At 29.3% G+C, this 16934-nt stretch carries 16 protein-coding genes; 7 read left to right on the top strand and 9 right to left on the bottom strand.

What is annotated here, in order from left to right:
• Position 1: 1 nt before the first annotated feature.
• From ACTTBO_RS05430 to ruvX, 7 genes are read right to left on the bottom strand one after another with little or no spacing between them, the layout of a single operon-like run.
• Complete coding sequence (locus ACTTBO_RS05430; RefSeq protein ID WP_440656736.1) at positions 2 to 463, bottom strand: RidA family protein; 462 nt, start codon at positions 461 to 463, stop codon at positions 2 to 4.
• Between the two features lies 1 nt (position 464).
• Positions 465 to 746 (bottom strand): hypothetical protein, encoded by a 282-nt coding sequence (locus ACTTBO_RS05425; RefSeq protein WP_440656735.1) that lies wholly within the window; start codon positions 744 to 746, stop codon positions 465 to 467.
• Positions 746 to 3328 carry a type I DNA topoisomerase gene (gene topA / locus ACTTBO_RS05420; protein ID WP_440656734.1) on the bottom strand — a complete coding sequence of 861 codons (2583 nt, stop codon included), beginning with the start codon at positions 3326 to 3328 and terminating at the stop codon, positions 746 to 748. The genes ACTTBO_RS05425 and topA overlap by 1 nt, the downstream gene beginning before the upstream one ends.
• Before the next feature lie 37 nt (positions 3329 to 3365).
• Positions 3366 to 3944, bottom strand: a complete 579-nt coding sequence (plsY, locus tag ACTTBO_RS05415) for a glycerol-3-phosphate 1-O-acyltransferase PlsY (protein WP_440656733.1) — start codon at positions 3942 to 3944, stop codon at positions 3366 to 3368.
• A gap of 2 nt (positions 3945 to 3946) precedes the next feature.
• Entirely contained in the window at positions 3947 to 5233 is a 1287-nt protein-coding gene (gene pyrC / locus ACTTBO_RS05410; RefSeq protein ID WP_440656732.1) for a dihydroorotase, read from the bottom strand.
• Positions 5234 to 6172 (bottom strand): aspartate carbamoyltransferase catalytic subunit, encoded by a 939-nt coding sequence (locus ACTTBO_RS05405; protein WP_262589128.1) that lies wholly within the window; start codon positions 6170 to 6172, stop codon positions 5234 to 5236. It lies immediately after the preceding gene.
• A 42-nt stretch (positions 6173 to 6214) separates the two neighbouring features.
• A complete protein-coding gene (ruvX, locus tag ACTTBO_RS05400) occupies positions 6215 to 6670 on the bottom strand; it encodes a Holliday junction resolvase RuvX (RefSeq protein ID WP_440634565.1) in 456 nt (151 codons plus the stop codon).
• Between the two features lie 50 nt (positions 6671 to 6720).
• On the opposite strand from ruvX, the gene gatC reads away from it, so the two are divergent.
• The 7 genes from gatC to ACTTBO_RS05365 are packed head-to-tail and all read left to right on the top strand — an operon-like array spanning position 6721 to position 13369.
• Entirely contained in the window at positions 6721 to 7008 is a 288-nt protein-coding gene (gatC, locus tag ACTTBO_RS05395; RefSeq protein WP_075506772.1) for an Asp-tRNA(Asn)/Glu-tRNA(Gln) amidotransferase subunit GatC, read from the top strand.
• Positions 7008 to 8465, top strand: a complete 1458-nt coding sequence (gatA, locus tag ACTTBO_RS05390) for an Asp-tRNA(Asn)/Glu-tRNA(Gln) amidotransferase subunit GatA (protein WP_440656731.1) — start codon at positions 7008 to 7010, stop codon at positions 8463 to 8465. The genes gatC and gatA overlap by 1 nt, the downstream gene beginning before the upstream one ends.
• Positions 8462 to 9925: an Asp-tRNA(Asn)/Glu-tRNA(Gln) amidotransferase subunit GatB gene (gene gatB / locus ACTTBO_RS05385; RefSeq protein ID WP_440656730.1), complete on the top strand. Its 1464-nt coding sequence runs from the start codon at positions 8462 to 8464 to the stop codon at positions 9923 to 9925. The genes gatA and gatB overlap by 4 nt, the downstream gene beginning before the upstream one ends.
• 4 nt (positions 9926 to 9929) lie before the next feature.
• A complete protein-coding gene (locus ACTTBO_RS05380; RefSeq protein ID WP_440656729.1) occupies positions 9930 to 10580 on the top strand; it encodes an O-methyltransferase in 651 nt (216 codons plus the stop codon).
• On the top strand, positions 10580 to 11485 hold the full coding sequence (gene trhO / locus ACTTBO_RS05375) for an oxygen-dependent tRNA uridine(34) hydroxylase TrhO (RefSeq protein WP_440656728.1): 906 nt from the start codon (positions 10580 to 10582) through the stop codon (positions 11483 to 11485). The genes ACTTBO_RS05380 and trhO overlap by 1 nt, the downstream gene beginning before the upstream one ends.
• A 19-nt stretch (positions 11486 to 11504) precedes the next feature.
• Positions 11505 to 12842, top strand: coding sequence for an MATE family efflux transporter (locus ACTTBO_RS05370; RefSeq protein ID WP_440656727.1), 1338 nt, complete (start codon positions 11505 to 11507; stop codon positions 12840 to 12842).
• Complete coding sequence (locus ACTTBO_RS05365; RefSeq protein WP_440656726.1) at positions 12842 to 13369, top strand: thermonuclease family protein; 528 nt, start codon at positions 12842 to 12844, stop codon at positions 13367 to 13369. Before ACTTBO_RS05370 ends, ACTTBO_RS05365 begins: the two co-directional genes overlap by 1 nt.
• Before the next feature lie 3 nt (positions 13370 to 13372).
• On the opposite strand, the gene ACTTBO_RS05360 is transcribed toward ACTTBO_RS05365, so the two are convergent.
• Together ACTTBO_RS05360 and ACTTBO_RS05355 are read right to left on the bottom strand one after the other, a co-directional pair.
• Positions 13373 to 13936 carry a sarcosine oxidase subunit gamma gene (locus ACTTBO_RS05360; RefSeq protein WP_440656725.1) on the bottom strand — a complete coding sequence of 188 codons (564 nt, stop codon included), beginning with the start codon at positions 13934 to 13936 and terminating at the stop codon, positions 13373 to 13375.
• On the bottom strand, positions 13929 to 16934 hold the full coding sequence (locus ACTTBO_RS05355) for a sarcosine oxidase subunit alpha family protein (RefSeq protein WP_440656724.1): 3006 nt from the start codon (positions 16932 to 16934) through the stop codon (positions 13929 to 13931). The genes ACTTBO_RS05360 and ACTTBO_RS05355 overlap by 8 nt, the downstream gene beginning before the upstream one ends.

Here is a 16934-nt window from a genome sequence, read left to right as displayed (position 1 = left end):
TTTAGTTTAACTCAAATATAGCATCAACTTCTACAGAAACTCCAAGTGGTAAACTGTTAGTACTTACTGCAGCTCTTGTATGCATTCCTGCATCTCCAAATATTGATGCGATTAAATCTGAAGCTCCATTAATTACTTTTGGTTGTTCGGTAAAGTCATTTGTAGAATTAACAAATCCAGTTAACTTGATGCATGATTTTATTCTAGATAAATCACCATCACAAGCAGTCTTTGCTTGAGAAACCAAGCTCAATCCACATCTTTTCGCAGCTTCGTAGCCTTGCTCTGCACTTAAATCTTTACCAACTTTTCCTTTAATTAACTCTCCGTTTTCATTTATTGATATTTGACCTGAAATAAAAAGTAGATTACCAGTTACTTTAGTTGCAACATATGAGCCAACAGGAGGTTTTGCTTCTGGTAAAATAATATTTAATTCTTTTATTTTTTTTTCAAAATTCATTTTATTTCTCCGTGAATTCTTTGTGTGATTTACTATTTTTAAATTTAATTAATTTCTCTTTTAATTTTAATTTATTAAGTTTTTTTTTTCCTTCTTTATATTTTTCAGAAGTTTTTTCTTTGATCAATTCAGCTTTTTCTGAAGTTTTTTCTTTAATCAACTCTGCTGTACATTTTGCATATTCTTTACTTAATTTATCAAATTTATTACAATCATCTGCCACAGATAAGTTAACATTAGTGATTGTCAAAATTAATAAATAAGCAAGTAATTTAATTTTCATTATTTTTTAGTTTTTTTTTTCTTTTTAGTTTTATCGTATTCTTTTCTTTTCTCAATAAGGATTAAGGCCTCTTCAATTGTAAGTTCTGTTGGATCTTTTTCTTCAGGAATTGTTGCATTTAAAGACTTATATTTTATGTAAGGACCATATTGCCCCTTCATAACCCTAACTGGTTTTTTATCTTCTGGATGTTCTCCTAAATCCTTAATAATTGAAGAAGACATTCTACCTGGTTTTGCTTCAGCAATGAGGGTAATTGCTCGATTTAATCCTATAGAGAAAATTTCTTCTACATTTTCTATTCTAGCAGATTTATTTTCACACTTAAGATAGGGACCAAATCTTCCAGTATTTAAAATTATTTCTTTTTGATTATCAGGGTTAACACCAATTGATTTTGGTAGAGAACATAAAAATTGAGCTTTTTCTAAATCAATACTTTCTAACTCTAAACCTTTTGGTATAGAAACATTTTTAATTAATTCATTAACATCTGGTTTAGATTTTTTAGTTTTTTTCTTTTTTTTAGTTTTTGGCTCTTCTATTTCTTCTTCCTTGAGTTTTTCATATTGAAGATAGGGACCAAATCTTCCATTTTTCAAATATATATCATTCCCATTTTCGTGTTTTCCTAAAAATTTAGGTTCTGCTAGCTGTGATTGAGCTGCTGCTTTTGCCTTAGACAAGGGTCTAGTGAATTTACACTCTGGATAATTTGAACATCCTATAAAAGCTCCACCTCTAAAACTATTTTTAAGACTTAGTGAACCTGTTTCACATAGCTGACACTTTCGAACAATATTTCCATCTTTATCAGTATCAAAAATTAAAGCTCCTAAACTTTCATTTAAAAGATCTAACACTTCTCTTGTTCTCTTCTCCTTAACCTCAGAAACATTGTTATTAAAATCTTTCCAAAACATCTCTAAAACTTTTATCCAGCTTTCTTTACCAGTTGTAATTTCATCTAATTGATCTTCTAAACCTGCAGTAAAGTTATAATCAACGTACTTAGAAAATAATTTTTCTAAAAATGCAGAGATAAGTTTGCCACGATCTGTGGGGAAAAACCTTTTATTTACTATTTCTGCATAACCTCGATTAGCTATTGTGGAAATTATACTTGCGTAAGTAGAAGGTCTACCAATTCCCAATTCTTCTAATTTTTTGACTAAACTTGCCTCAGAATACCTTGGAGGTGGTTGTGTAAAATGTTGTTCATCAATTAATGCTTCAATATTAATTGGTCCTTTAGACATTTCTGGTAAAATTTCTTCATCATCATCTTTGCTTGTATTTGAGTAAACTTTTAAAAAACCATCAAATTTTAATACAGAGCCACTTGCCTTACATATTGTCTGATTATCCTCTGATTCTATTGTTATGGTATTTCTGTCAAATTGAGCAACTTCCATTTGTGAGGATAAAGCTCTGGACCAAATTAAATTGTATAGTTTTTGTTGATCACTGCTTAAATATTTTTTTAGAGTGTCGGGTGCTCTATTTATATCTGTTGGTCTAATAGCCTCATGAGCTTCTTGTGCGTTCTTAGCTTTTTTACCAGAATAATTATTTGCAGATGCAGGCAAATATTCATTACCATACTCACTTTTAATAAAATTTCTAAAATCATTTACTGCATCAGCTGATAAATTAGTTCCATCAGTTCTCATATAAGTAATCAATCCAACAGTATCTCCATCAATCTCAACACCTTGATATAATTTTTGTGCAATTTGCATTGTTCTTGAAGCTCCAAAACCTAATCTACTAGATGCAACTTGTTGTAATGTTGAGGTTGTAAATGGACCAGAGGGGTTTCTTTTTACAACTTTTGATGAAATATCTGTTATTTGAAATTTTTTATCTTTTATTTCTTTGATTGCTTTTTCAATGCTATTCTTGTCTCTAAAAGTAAATTTTTCTATTTTGTTACCATTTAATTGTGAGATGCTTGCAGTAATAGTATTTTTATTATCGTCTCCAAATTTAAGAGTAAGTGTCCAAAATTCCTCTGGATTAAATAATTCTATTTCATGCTCTCTTTCAGTGATTAATTTTAAAGCTACAGACTGAACTCTTCCAGCTGATTTTGACCCAGGTAGTTTAGTCCAAAGTATTGGAGAAATATTAAAACCAACCAAGTAATCAAGAGCTCTTCTTGCCATGTAGGCATCCACTAACAAAGGTTCGATTTGTCGTGGATTTTCAATGCCATGAATTACGGCTTTTTTTGTTATCTCATTAAAAACAACTCTTTCAATTTCTTTATCTTTTAAAAGTTTTTTTTCATCAAGATATTCTTTAACATGCCATGCTATAGCTTCACCTTCACGGTCAGGGTCAGTCGCAAGTATTATTTTAGAGGATTCCTTTGCAACATCAGTTATTTCTTTTAAATATTTTTTTGAAAAACTATCAACTTCCCATTCCATTTTAAAATTATGATCAGGATCAACCGATCCATTTTTCGATGGTAGATCTCTTATATGACCATAACTAGCTAAAACAGTATAATTATCACCAAGGTATTTGTTGATGGTTTTAGCTTTTGCAGGACTTTCAACTATGACTAGATTCATAATTTAACAAACTACTTAAAAGTGTTTGATAGTCAAATTAATAAATTTTAGTCTTGTTTTCTTCTTTATTTATAAGTCGTTTAATATTTTCTCTATGAGTATAAAATATTAAAATAAACATAATTCCAAAAAATAATTCATTTTCTATTGATTCAAACAGAAATGAATAAACAGGAACTGAAAAGGATCCAATTAATGATGCTAATGATGAAAATTTAGAAATAAAAAAAGTTACAAGCCAACAAATACCAAAAACTATTCCAAACATTATATTCATACTGCATAATATACCAACATAAGTTGCTACTCCCTTACCACCTTTAAACTTTAACCAAACTGGAAAAACATGACCCAGAAAAGCACATAAAGCTGATATATAAATCAGATCAGGAAAATTTACCTTTACATATAAAACTGGAATAACTGCTTTAACTATATCAAGTATTAAAGTTGAATAACCAATAAATTTATTTCCTGTTCTTAGAGCATTTGTTGCACCAATGTTACCTGATCCAATATCTCGGATATCTTTTTTTAAAAAAATTTTAGTTAATATTAACCCAAATGGGATAGAACCCATTAGGTATGAGATAATACCTATTATTAATAATTCCATTTTTATATCTTAAATAATTCTTTACCTTTTACAAATGTATTGGTTACTTTTCCTTGAAGTTTTTTGTTCTCAATAGACGTATTTTTGGATTTAGAAATTAAATTTTCTTTTTTTACAATCCAAGGTTTATTTATATCAACAACACAAAAGTCAGCATCATTACCAATTGAAAGATTTCCTTTATTGATATTTAAAATTTTAGCTGGATTAGATGTTAGTGCTTGGATTATTGTTTCAAGTTTTACAGATCCATTATGAAATAGTTCCAAACTTAAAGACAACAAAGTTTCAATACCAGATGCACCTGTTGCTGCTTGCGAAAATGTCAATCGTTTTGATTCTTCATCTTCAGGTTTATGATCTGAAACAATGACATCAATTGTTTTATCTTTTAATCCTTGGACTAAAGCCAATCTATCTTCTTCTTTTCTCAATGGCGGAGATAATTTTAAAAATGTTTTAAAATCTCCAATATCATTTTCATTTAAGGAAAGGTTATTTATTGAAACTCCACAAGAAAATTTAATATCATTTTTTCTTTGTTTAATTATTTCTACTGATTTGCCTGATGATAGTTGAGATATGTGATATCGACACTTTGATTTTTCTAACAATGTTAAATCTCGTTCAATAATTATTCTCTCAGCCACATCTGGTATACTTGATAACCCAAGTTTTGTAGCGATTATACCGGAATTTATCATACCGTTTTTTGCCAACTCATAATCCTCAGCATGTTGCATTATTAGGCATCCTAAATCCTTTGCTGAATTCATTATTCTTGACATTAATCTAGTATTTTGAATTGTCTTTACACCATCTGTAAAAGCTACAATTCCTTTACTAGCTAATAATCCAAATTCCGTCATATTTGTTCCCTCTACATTTTGCGTAAGAGATGCGCATGGAAATATATTAATCTTAGATTTATCTCGTCCTCTTCGTTTTAAAAAATCTACTATTGAAACATTATCAATTACAGGATCTGTATTAGGCATTGTTACTACAGATGTTACTCCTCCAGATAGAGCTGCATTACTTAGAGTTCTAAAATTTTCCTTATACTCATACCCAGGTTCTCCAACAAAAACTCTCATATCGACTAAACCAGGAAATATATATTTTCCTTTTAAATCAATTGGTTTTTCTCTGGATGGTAAATTATTTATATTTACTTTTTTTCCTATTGCTTCAATTTTGCCTTCTTCGCTAATAATTAATCCTCCATTTTCATTAATTGAATTTTGAGGATCAATTATATTTGCATTGATAAAATATTGTTTTTTCATTTATTCACAAAATATTTTTAAACAGGCCATCCTTACAGCAACTCCAAGTTCAACTTGCTCTTTGATTACACTTTTGTTTATATCGTCAGCCAATCTTGTATCTATTTCGATACCTCTATTCATTGGGCCAGGATGCATTATTAGTGCATCAGGTTTAGCATGATCTAACTTATCAGGTGTTAAACCGTAATATTCATAATACTCTCTATTTGATGACAAATAAGAACTTGTCATTCTCTCATTTTGTAATCTTAGCATCATTACAATGTCACAATCTTTCAATCCTTTTTTCATATCAGTAAAAGTATTAACACCAAACTTTTCAATTTCTTTTGGCATTAAATTTGTTGGGGCAACAATATTTACTTCAGCACCAAGCATAGTTAGTAAATAAATATTTGATCTTGCGACTCTTGAGTGAAGAATATCTCCACATATAGCAATTTTTAATCCTTCAATTTTTTTCTTTCTATTTCTTATTGTTAAAGCATCCAGCAATGCTTGAGTAGGGTGCTCACGCCTTCCATCACCAGCATTTAATACTACACAATTTACTTTCTGAGATAATAAATTGCATGCCCCAGAATCTTGATGTCTTATTACAATAATGTCAGGATGCATCGCATTTAGAGTCATTGCTGTATCAATTAAAGTTTCACCTTTTTTAATTGCTGAATTATTCATATTCATTGACATCACATCAGCACCAAGTCTTTTTCCAGCTAACTCGAATGAACTTTGTGTTCTTGTTGATGGTTCAAAAAATAGATTAATTTGAGTTTTGCCTCTAAGAACATCAATTTTCTTGTTCTTGCTCTGATTTAATTTAATGAAAGTTTCAGATTCATCTAAAATGTAGTTAATATCACTAACTGATAGATCTTGGATACCTAACAAATGTTTTTGAGAAATTTTAATAGCTTTGATGTTTTTTGCCATTAAAATTAACTCTATAACTATAAAGCCATTGAATGGCAAGGATTAATTATTTAGATAGTCTATGGCTCCCTGAAGAATAAAAGCTGCTGCGTTCTGATCTATATTCTTTTCTCTTTTAGATACATTAACATCTAATTGGCTTGATAAATTAAAAGCGCCAACAGTTGATAGCCTTTCATCCCAGAGACACACATCAACATCTATCTCTTTATCTATATTTTTAGATACATCATTGACTGACTGTGCTGAAGAGCCTGAAGATCCATCCATATTTAAAGGATAACCAATGATAATTGCCTTGATGTCATTCTCTTGAATAATGTTTTTTAACTCTTCAATTAATTCATTATTTTTTGATTTATGTATAGTTTTATAAGGGGTAGCTATTAATTGCTTTTCGTCACAAATCGATACACCAATTCTTTTTGAGCCCAAATCTAAACCTATCAAACGACATTTTTCTGACTGTTTTTTTTTAAATTCTTCTATTGTGATCATGTTGTATATTTTAAACTATAGTGATAGTTTGCGTCATATTTAAATATCATATGAGCATTGATCTTAAAACCATAAAGCATATATCTAAATTATCAAGAATTTCAGTAGATGAGAAAAAAGCTGAAAAACTTGCTAGTGATTTAAATTCAATTTTTGATTTCATTGAAAAACTCAATGAACTTAAAACTGAAAATGTTGAACCACTTACATCAGTGGCTGAAACGACTTTAAAATTAAGACCTGATGAAGTTAAAAGTAAAAATTTAAGGGAACAAATAATAAAAAATTCTCCAAAAGATAATGAAGATTATTTTGTTGTACCAAAAGTTATAGAATAATGTCTGAAATAACCAAGCAAACACTTTCTGAATTAGTTAATAATATTAAAGAAAAAAAACTTTCTTCTTCAGAAATTACCCAAGCTTTTGTTGATAGATCAGAAAAATCAAAAGAATTAAACACTTATATTACTGAAGATTTTAGTAATGCTTTAGATAAAGCTAAAAAATTTGATGACAACCCAAATTTGGATTTAAAATTACCAGGAATTCCAATGGCTGTAAAAGATTTATTTTGTACAGCTAATGTAAGAACAACAGCTGGTAGCAAAATATTAAATAATTTTGTACCTACTTATGAATCTACTGTTACTCAGAATATTTGGAACGAAGGAGCAATTCTTATTGGTAAATTAAATTGTGATGAATTTGCAATGGGATCTTCAAACGAAACAAGTTTTTTTGGCAATGTTCAAAATCCGATTGATAAAAATTTAGTTCCAGGTGGTTCATCTGGTGGTTCATCTTCTGCTGTAGCAGCACAATTAACTCCAATTACAATTGGAACTGATACAGGTGGATCAATTAGACAACCGGCGTCGTTTACAGGTACAGTGGGTTTAAAACCAACTTATGGTAGTTGTTCAAGATACGGAATAGTTGCTTTTGCATCTTCTCTTGATCAAGCTGGTCCAATGGCTCAAAATGTTCAAGATTGTGCTTTGTTGCAAGAGGTAATTAGCTCATACGATCAAAAAGACTCAACTTCTATTGATTTTAAAAGAAACCAATACAGCAAAGAATTAACAAAAGATATTAAAGGAAAAAAAATAGGTATACCAAAAGAATATAGAGTTGATGGAATGCCAAAAGAAATTGATGATCTTTGGCTGAAAGGCATTGAGTATGCTAAAGATTGTGGTGCGGAAATAATTGATATTTCTCTTCCACACACAAATTATGCTTTACCAACTTACTATATAGTGGCACCAGCTGAAGCATCTTCTAATCTTGCAAGATATGATGGTGTTAAATACGGCTTTAGAGCTGATGGAGAAAACCTTATTGATATGTATGAAAAAACTAGATCAGAGGGATTTGGAGCCGAAGTTCAAAGAAGAATAATGATAGGCACATATGTTTTATCTTCAGGTTATTACGATGCATATTATTTGAAAGCTCAAAAAGTTAGAAAACTAATTAAAAATGATTTTGATGAAGCGTACAAAAAAGTAGATGCAATATTAACTCCATCAACGCCAAGTTCTGCTTTTAAAATTGGTGAAAAAACAAATGACCCAGTTTCAATGTACTTAAACGATATTTTTACTGTTCCTGTAAATTTAGCAGGTTTACCAGGAATTTCTATTCCAGCTGGTCATGACAGCAAAGGCTACCCTTTAGGTTTACAAATTATTGGAAAAGCATTTGATGAACAAAATATCTTAAACATTGCTTATGCAATGGAAGAAAAAATTAATTTTAAAAATAAAATTACCGATTGGTGGATTAAGTGAGTAAAGAAAAGTCAGAATATTTAATTAATAGAAATGACAATCAATACGAAGTTGTCATTGGTTTAGAGGTTCATGCTCAAGTACTTTCCCAATCGAAGTTATTTTCTACGTCAGCTACTAAATTTGGCGCTGAACCAAACACACAGGTAAGTTTAGTAGACGCTGCTTTTCCTGGAATGCTTCCAGTGATTAATGAATTTTGTGTTAAGCAAGCAATTAAAACTGGAATAGGATTAAAAGCTAAAATTAACAAAAGATCAGTATTCGATAGAAAAAATTATTTTTATGCTGATTTACCACAAGGATACCAAATCTCTCAATTTAAGGACCCAATAGTTGGTGAAGGTAAAGTTATTTTGGATATGCCGGATGGTCAAAAAGAGGTTGGTATTGAAAGATTACACTTAGAACAAGATGCGGGTAAAAGTATCCATGATTTAGATCCAAAAAACACCTTTGTTGATTTAAATAGGTCAGGCGTAGCTTTAATGGAAATTGTTAGCAAACCTGATTTAAGATCACCAGAGGAAGTTAATGCTTATATTAAGAAATTAAGATCAATAATGAGATATTTAGGAACTTGTGATGGTAATATGCAGGAAGGATCTTTGAGAGCAGATGTTAATGTTTCTGTAAGAAAAAAAGGAACAAAAGATTTTGGTACTAGATGTGAAATTAAAAATGTTAATTCTATTAAATTCATGCAAATGGCAATTGAATATGAAGCAAATAGACAAGTTGATTTAATTGAAGATGGACAATCTATTGATCAAGAAACAAGACTTTTTGATACCAAAAAAAATGAAACAAGATCTATGAGATCAAAAGAAGATGCTCATGATTATAGATATTTTCCAGATCCTGATTTATTACCATTAGAAGTTTCTGATGAATTTATCGAACAATTACAATCTGAAATACCTGAGTTACCCGATGAAAAGAAAAAAAGATTTATAGATCAATTTAAATTAACTCCATATGAAGCAAATATCATGGTTTCAGACATTGAAACTTCAAACTATTTTGAAGATGTTGTTAAAAAATCAGATGTTAAATTAGCAACAAACTGGATCATAGGCGAATTATTTGCTGCGCTTAATGAAAAAAATTTAGAAATAACTGATAGTCCAATTAGTGCTGGTAATTTATCAAAATTAATTAATTTAATTAAGGACGGAACAATTTCTGGAAAAATTGCAAAAACTGTTTTTGAACAAATGATGGAAGGGGACAAGGATCCTAAAAAAATTGTTGAAGAAAAAGGTTTAAAACAAGAAAGCGATCCAAAAGCTTTAGAAGCTTTAATAGATAAAGTAATTGATAGCAATAGAGATAAAGCCACCGAATATAAATCTGGTAAAGTTAAATTATTTGGCTTCTTTGTTGGACAAGTAATGAAAGTTTCAGGTGGAAAAGCTAACCCTCAGTTAGTAAATGAGATTTTAAAGAAAAAACTTTAGGTTTATGGGCTCAGACCTAAAAATTAGTACTAAAATTCAAGAGTACATTTTAAATAATGGACTAGATCTTCATTCAGTTCAAAAAGAAATTATTTCTTATAATGAGTCTCTGGGAGATATTAAAAGGATGCAAATATCTATCTCACAATCTCAATTTTTACACTTAATAGTAAAAACATCCAATGTTAGAAAAATACTAGAGATTGGAACTTTTACTGGCTTAAGTGCTTTGTCAATGTCTCTTGCTTTACCAGAAGATGGTAGAATTATTGCTTTGGACAAAAATCAAGAAACTAATGAAATTGCAATAAAATTTTTTGAAAAAGCAAAACAAGGTCATAAAATTCAAACAATAATTAAACCTGCTTTAGAAAGTTTGAGTGAAATAAAAGAAAATGATTTTGATTTAATCTTTATTGATGCTGATAAGAAAAATTATAAAGAATATTATGAAAAAACTTTAATATTATTAAAGAAAAATGGCTTAATAATAATTGATAATGTTCTATGGTATGGTCAAGTTGTTGATGAAAATAGTGATGATAAAATCACTTTAACAATTAAAGATTTTAATAATTATGTTTCTAAAGATAAAAGAGTTGAAAAAATTATAGTTCCATTAGGTGATGGTATGACGGTTTGTAGAAAATTATAATGTTTGATGTTTTTGGATTTTATAAGTTTATTAAAATTTCTTATTTAAAGAAAAATCAAAAAATACTTCAAGATCAATTATTAAATAAAAACATACGTGGAACAATTATTATTTCTAACGAAGGGTTAAATGGAACAATTTCTGGAAAAAATAATGATATTAAATTGATTAAAGACTATTTACACAAATTATTTAAATTTAAAAAATTTGATAGCATTAATAATTCAAAAAGCTCTTTTCAGCCGTTTCATAAACTAAAAGTAAAAATTAAAAAAGAAGTGGTTCCAATGAATTTAAGTTTAAAAAAGAGAATTAAAAAAAAAGATAGTCATGTTAACCCTCAAAAGTGGAACTCATTAATTAAAGATAAAAAAACAGTTTTAATTGATGCGAGAAAACCCTTTGAATACAAAGTTGGAACTTTTAAAGGTTCAATTAATCCAGATGTAGATAATTTTCGAGATTTTCCAAAATATCTAAAAAAATTAAAAAAAAATCAACCCATTGCTATGTTTTGCACTGGAGGTATTAGGTGTGAAAAAGCGTCAGTCTATTTGGAAAATAAAGGCTACAATAATGTATACCAACTAAAAGGTGGTATTTTAAACTATTTAAAAAAAACAGACCCAAAAAAAAGTTTATGGAAAGGTGAGTGCTTCGTCTTTGACAACAGAATTAGTTTAAAGCATGGTTTGAAAATAGGTTCTTACTCAATGTGTAGTGGTTGTAGAAAACCTATTTCTTTAAAAGATAAAAAATCTAAAAAATATGAAGAAGGGGTTTCTTGTCCAAATTGTCACGATAATTTAACAAATGATCAAAAATCGAGATTTAGAATGAGACAAAAACAAATTAACCTTGCCAAAAAAACTGGAAAAAGTCATATCTTTCAAAAAGAATATTAAATATTTTTAGTTTAAAGAAATGAATTTATTAAAAGATGACGTCTCTCAACTTATAAAAAAACTTGCAATACCAGCAAGTGTTGGAACATTATTTCAAACATTATACACTTTAGTTGATACTTTTTATGCTGGGAAAATTTCGCCTGAAGCTTTATCTGCTTTAAGTAAATCCTTTCCAATTTACTTTCTAATTATTGCTACATCTATTGGTGTCACTGTTGCTGGCACTTCATTAATTGGAAGTAGCATTGGGGAAAAAAACGAAAAAAATGTATTAGGTTATTTTACTAATATCATTCTTTATTCAGTAATTATTTCAATAATTGTATCAATAATTGGATTTAGTTTCTCCGAAAAATTATTTTTAACTATGAATTCATCAAGAGAGGTAATTACTCTTGGCCTTGAGTATACTAATGTAATATTTTATGGAACTATTCTCTTTATTCTAGTTGTTGCTTTAAACTCATTTCTTCATGCTGAGGGAGATACAGTTACATATAGAAATGCTCTTATATTATCTTTTTTTTTAAACATTTTATTAAATCCAATATTTATATTTGGATTTTTATTTATTCCAGCTTTTGGTGTTGGGGGCATAGGTTATGCAACTTTGATTGCACAATTCCTTTCTCTAATAATCGTTTTAATTAAATTGTTAAAAAATAAACGTATTAAAGAGATCACTTTTCAAAATTTTAAGATTAAATTCTTCTACATTAAGAATATTTTCTTCCAATCAATGCCAATTACAATAGCTATTCTTGGGTACTCAATTGCTGCAACGATTGTATTTACTTATGTTGCATTTACAGGAGAATATGCTGTAGCAGGTTATGGAGCAGCAACAAGGATAGAGCAGGTTGTCTTGTTGCCTGTATTGGGGATCAATACAGCAATAATATCAATTATTGCACAGAATATAGGTGCGAAATATTATGATAGAGTAAAGCAATCTTATTTTACATCTGTAAAATACGGCTTGGTTATAATGTTAGCGTCTGGAGTATTGGTATTTGTAACTGCAGATCTAATGCCAAAATTTTTTTCATCTAACAAGGAAGTTATTGAATATGGGTCAATGTATTTAAAAATTTCTGCTTTTATCTTACCAGCGTACCCAATTTTTTTTCTATCAAATGGTTTTTTTATGGCTTTAAAAAAATCTGAGAAAGCAATGATTAACAATATATTAAGGAACGTTTTGGTTCCATTTTTATCTTATTATATAGCACGTTCTATTGATGCAGACTTTAAAACTTTCTTTTATATCTGGGCAATATCGCAATGGTTAATATCAATCTTACTATTCTTTTATGTTAAATATTATATTAACAATAAATTAACTACTGGTTAATGTTTTATACAAAAAAGAAATTGATAATTTTGATAATTATTTCATCTATATTTTTTATAATTACATATAACGATGTAAGATCTGAAAATATAAATAAAATATCAGGTTTTGCTAAAGTTGTTGATGGAGATACAATTAAGATCAATTCAAAAAAAATTAGATTATACGGTATTGATGCACCTGAAAAAAAACAAAAATGTAAAAAAACTTATTTAACAATATCTTTTATGTCTTTTACTAAAGATTATATGTGTGGAGAAGTATCTACTCAAAAGTTAATTAAAAAGATTAATAAACAAAAATTAAATTGTAATATTTTGGATGTTGATAGGTATAAAAGGTTAGTAGGCGAGTGTTTTAAAAGAAATATAAATTTAAATTCTTGGATGGTTTCAAATGGTTATGCAGTAGCTTATAGAAAGTATTCTAAAAAATATATTTCTGATGAGATTAATGCCAAAAATAATAAATTAGGGATTTGGCAAGGTAAATTTGAAATGCCGTGGGATTATAGGCGTAAAGATTAATTTTTATAATCTTGAAGAGCTATCTTCCATCCATTCCCAAAGGTGTTTGGCAAATGATCTTCTAACAAATAGATTAACATAATCTTTGTCTTTATTGTGAATAATAACGTCTATATGATTTAGCAAAGTTTGAGTTGTTGACCCTTTTTTTTCACGAAATAAATTAAAATTAAAAGGACATCCTGAAGAAAAAAGTTCATATATTTTATCACCTTTTATCTCTAATTGAACAAATTGGTCAGTTACATCAGTGACTGCTCCTAATGATGTTTTTGAAATATTATTAAATAATATATCATTTAATTCGTATGTATTGGTTTCTTTGCTAGTAGTCTCATTTGATACAATCATCCATTCATCTGGACTTAACCATATCGCAGTAAGTTTATCACTAGATGAAGATGTATTTGCTTCTGTTGGCAAAATCATATTCAAACTTTTTCCTACATTTGTAAAAAATTCTCTTGTTTTGCCTCTTAAATTTAATTTCATTATTGGTGCAATTTCTTTTATGGAAACACCGTTATTATTAATTTCACTATTTGTTACTTGATTATAATTAAGCATTTAATCTTTCATTAGTTTGATCAAAAAATACTGGATTTGAAACAGTTACATTAATTGTTTTATCTTCCATAGGGATAAATAGTTTTTTACCCATCATACCTTTCCCACCTCTGACAACAGCTAGGGCTATAGATTTATTTAAATTAGGACTAAAGTAACTTGATGTAACATGACCAAGCATTTCAACAGGATTTTTATTTAGTTCAGAAATAATTTGTGCTCCTTCCTCTAGTACAACTTTAGGGTCATCTGTTAATAATCCCACCAATTGTTTTCTGTCTTCTCTCATAGTATCTGATCTGTAAAGAGATCTTTTGCCAATAAAATCATATTTCTTTTTACTAACAATCCAATCCATCTGTAAATCTATTGGTGTCATTGTTCCATCTGTATCTTGGCCAACAATAATAAAACCTTTTTCAGCTCTCAGTAAGTGCATCGTTTCTGTACCATAAGGAGTAATATTAAATTCTTTACCAGCCTCTATACATTTCTCCCACAGATCTTTTCCATAACTTGCTTGTACGTTAATTTCAAAACTTTGCTCACCTGTGAAACTTATTCTCATAATTCTGCAAACAATGCTTCCGATTTTTGCTTCTTTAAAAGACATGTGTGGAAAATTTTCATCAGACAAATCTAAATCAGGAATAATTTTTTTAAGAATTTTTTTACTATTTGGGCCACACAAACTCGCAGTAGCAAATTGATCTGTAACTGAAGTTAAATATACATCTAATTCTGGCCACTCAGTTTGAAGGTAATCCTCTAATTTTCCAAGAACATTTGCTGCACCACCAGTTGTTGTTGTCATTAGATAGTGATTTTCACCTAATCTTGTAGTAACACCATCGTCATATACCATACCATCTTCATTTAACATTAAACCATATCTACATTTGCCAATGCCAAGTTTTGACCATGCATTTGTATAAACTCTATTTAAAAACTCTGAGGCATCACTTCCTTGTATATCAATCTTACCAAGTGTGGACGCATCTAATATTCCCGAACTCTCTCTTGCAGCTTTGCTTTCTCTTTGAACTGCTTGGTGCATAGTTTCACCATCGATAGGGTAGTACCAAGCTCTTTTCCATTGACCAACATTTTCAAATTCTGCTTTTTGTTCAACATGCCAATCATCCATAGGTGTTCTTCTAAAAATATCAAAAAACTTACCAACATTACGTCCTACAATTGTTCCAAATGTTAAAGGAGTATAAGGAGGTCTAAAAGTAGTCGTTCCAAGTTCTCCCATCTTAACACCTGCTGTATCTGCTATTATTCCCAATGCATGCATATTTCCTAATTTTCCTTGATCAGTACCCATCCCAGTTGTTGTATATCTTTTGACATGTTCGATAGATCTGAAACCCTCTCTTAGTGCTAATTTTATATCCTTTGCAGTTGCATCATTTTGATAATCAACAAAAGGCTTAGTTTTGCCTAAAGCTTTATCAGATGGTAATAACCATATGTTTCTTTTTGAAATCTCTTGTTCGTTATTAACAGTAATATTTTCAAAATCTGTTTTATTTATATCTAAAAAATCTTTTAGTTTATCATTTAAGTTTTTAAGTATTTCATCAAGCTTAAAATCACCGCAACAAGATCCAACACTTATTTGATCTGGATTATTTTTATTTGGAATAAATATTTTTTTATCCTCATCAAAAGTAAGTTTACTACCTGACTGAGTGTATAGGTGAACAGCCGGAGTCCATCCACCAGCAACTCCTAAGCAATCACATGAAATGGAAATTTTATTTCCAGTTACTGAAGTTCCATCATTTGATAGTTTCATTATTGAGACATTGTTTAATCTTTTATAACCAGAGGTATCAACAACTGTATGTTCCCAGTATATTTTTATACCTGCATCAATAACTCTTTTTTCTAAATTTGTTTTAGATTGCTTTCTAATATCAACTATTGCTTCAACTTTTATACCTTTATCGTTTAATGAAAGTGCACTTTCATAAGCACTATCATTATTTGTAAAAAAAATAATCTTCCTACCACAGGCTACACCATAAAAATCACTATATTTTTTAATTGCAGAAGAAAGCATTATTCCAGGTCTATCATTATTATTAAATACCATCGGTCTTTCCAAAGCACCTGTTGCCAAAATTACCTTCTTTGCTCTTATTTTGAGTAATCTTTGTCTAATTTTATTTGTCTTATCTTTTTTTTCTAAATGATCTGTTAAGTTCTCTCTTGCTAGCAAATAATTATATTGATGGTACGCAGCAACACTTGTTCTAGTTTTTATTTCTAAATTTTTAATATTTTTAAGTTCTTCAATTTCTTTTTTTAACCATTCGGATGAAATTTTATTATCAATTTTATTACTTTCATTGTTTTCATAAATAGTTGATCCTCCCAATTCATTTTTTTCATCTAAAAGTAAAGTTTTGTAGTTATTCTTTGCAGCATTTTTAGCTGCTAGAATTCCAGATATACCTGCTCCAACTACTAGAACATCGCAATGAATGTTTCTGTGATCGTAAATATCAGGATCGTTTGATGTTGGTGATTTCCCCAGTCCTGCTGAGTGTCTTATAAAGTATTCATATTTTTCCCAGAAGCTTGGAGGCCACATAAATGTTTTGTAATAAAATCCTGCAGGTAATAGGGGTGATAAAAAATTGTTTATTCCACCAATATCAAAGTTTACACTTGGCCAGCAATTTTGACTTGATGCCTCCATTCCTTCATATATTTCAACTTCAGTTGCCCTAACATTTGGTTCAGTTCTATTAGTATTTGGATTAATTTGAACAATTGCATTTGGCTCCTCAGAACCTGATGTCATTATACCTCTTGGTCTATGGTATTTAAAACTCCTACCTACTAAATGAACATTATTTGCCAATAAAGCAGAAGCAAGAGTGTCTCCTTTAAATCCATAATAAGTTGTACCATTAAATTTAAACGAAACTCTTGTTGTTTCATCAATATATTGACTAGATTTAACTCTTAAATTTTCTGACAT

The organism is Candidatus Pelagibacter sp. HIMB1509, assembly GCF_052047855.1.
Classification (GTDB): Bacteria; Pseudomonadota; Alphaproteobacteria; order Pelagibacterales; family Pelagibacteraceae; genus Pelagibacter.
This window is presented reverse-complemented; position numbering and strand designations above follow the sequence as displayed.

What these genes read in the sequence shown, in the direction of transcription:
- ACTTBO_RS05430 (WP_440656736.1), bottom strand. Translation starts at nt 463, where the DNA reads ATGAATTTTGAAAAAAAAATAAAAGAATTAAATATTATTTTACCAGAA.
- ACTTBO_RS05425 (WP_440656735.1), bottom strand. Translation starts at nt 746, where the DNA reads ATGAAAATTAAATTACTTGCTTATTTATTAATTTTGACAATCACTAAT.
- topA (WP_440656734.1), bottom strand. Translation starts at nt 3,328, where the DNA reads ATGAATCTAGTCATAGTTGAAAGTCCTGCAAAAGCTAAAACCATCAAC.
- plsY (WP_440656733.1), bottom strand. Translation starts at nt 3,944, where the DNA reads ATGGAATTATTAATAATAGGTATTATCTCATACCTAATGGGTTCTATC.
- pyrC (WP_440656732.1), bottom strand. Translation starts at nt 5,233, where the DNA reads ATGAAAAAACAATATTTTATCAATGCAAATATAATTGATCCTCAAAAT.
- ACTTBO_RS05405 (WP_262589128.1), bottom strand. Translation starts at nt 6,172, where the DNA reads ATGGCAAAAAACATCAAAGCTATTAAAATTTCTCAAAAACATTTGTTA.
- ruvX (WP_440634565.1), bottom strand. Translation starts at nt 6,670, where the DNA reads ATGATCACAATAGAAGAATTTAAAAAAAAACAGTCAGAAAAATGTCGT.
- gatC (WP_075506772.1), top strand. Translation starts at nt 6,721, where the DNA reads ATGAGCATTGATCTTAAAACCATAAAGCATATATCTAAATTATCAAGA.
- gatA (WP_440656731.1), top strand. Translation starts at nt 7,008, where the DNA reads ATGTCTGAAATAACCAAGCAAACACTTTCTGAATTAGTTAATAATATT.
- ACTTBO_RS05380 (WP_440656729.1), top strand. Translation starts at nt 9,930, where the DNA reads ATGGGCTCAGACCTAAAAATTAGTACTAAAATTCAAGAGTACATTTTA.
- trhO (WP_440656728.1), top strand. Translation starts at nt 10,580, where the DNA reads ATGTTTGATGTTTTTGGATTTTATAAGTTTATTAAAATTTCTTATTTA.
- ACTTBO_RS05370 (WP_440656727.1), top strand. Translation starts at nt 11,505, where the DNA reads ATGAATTTATTAAAAGATGACGTCTCTCAACTTATAAAAAAACTTGCA.
- ACTTBO_RS05365 (WP_440656726.1), top strand. Translation starts at nt 12,842, where the DNA reads ATGTTTTATACAAAAAAGAAATTGATAATTTTGATAATTATTTCATCT.
- ACTTBO_RS05360 (WP_440656725.1), bottom strand. Translation starts at nt 13,936, where the DNA reads ATGCTTAATTATAATCAAGTAACAAATAGTGAAATTAATAATAACGGT.
- ACTTBO_RS05355 (WP_440656724.1), bottom strand. Translation starts at nt 16,934, where the DNA reads ATGTCAGAAAATTTAAGAGTTAAATCTAGTCAATATATTGATGAAACA.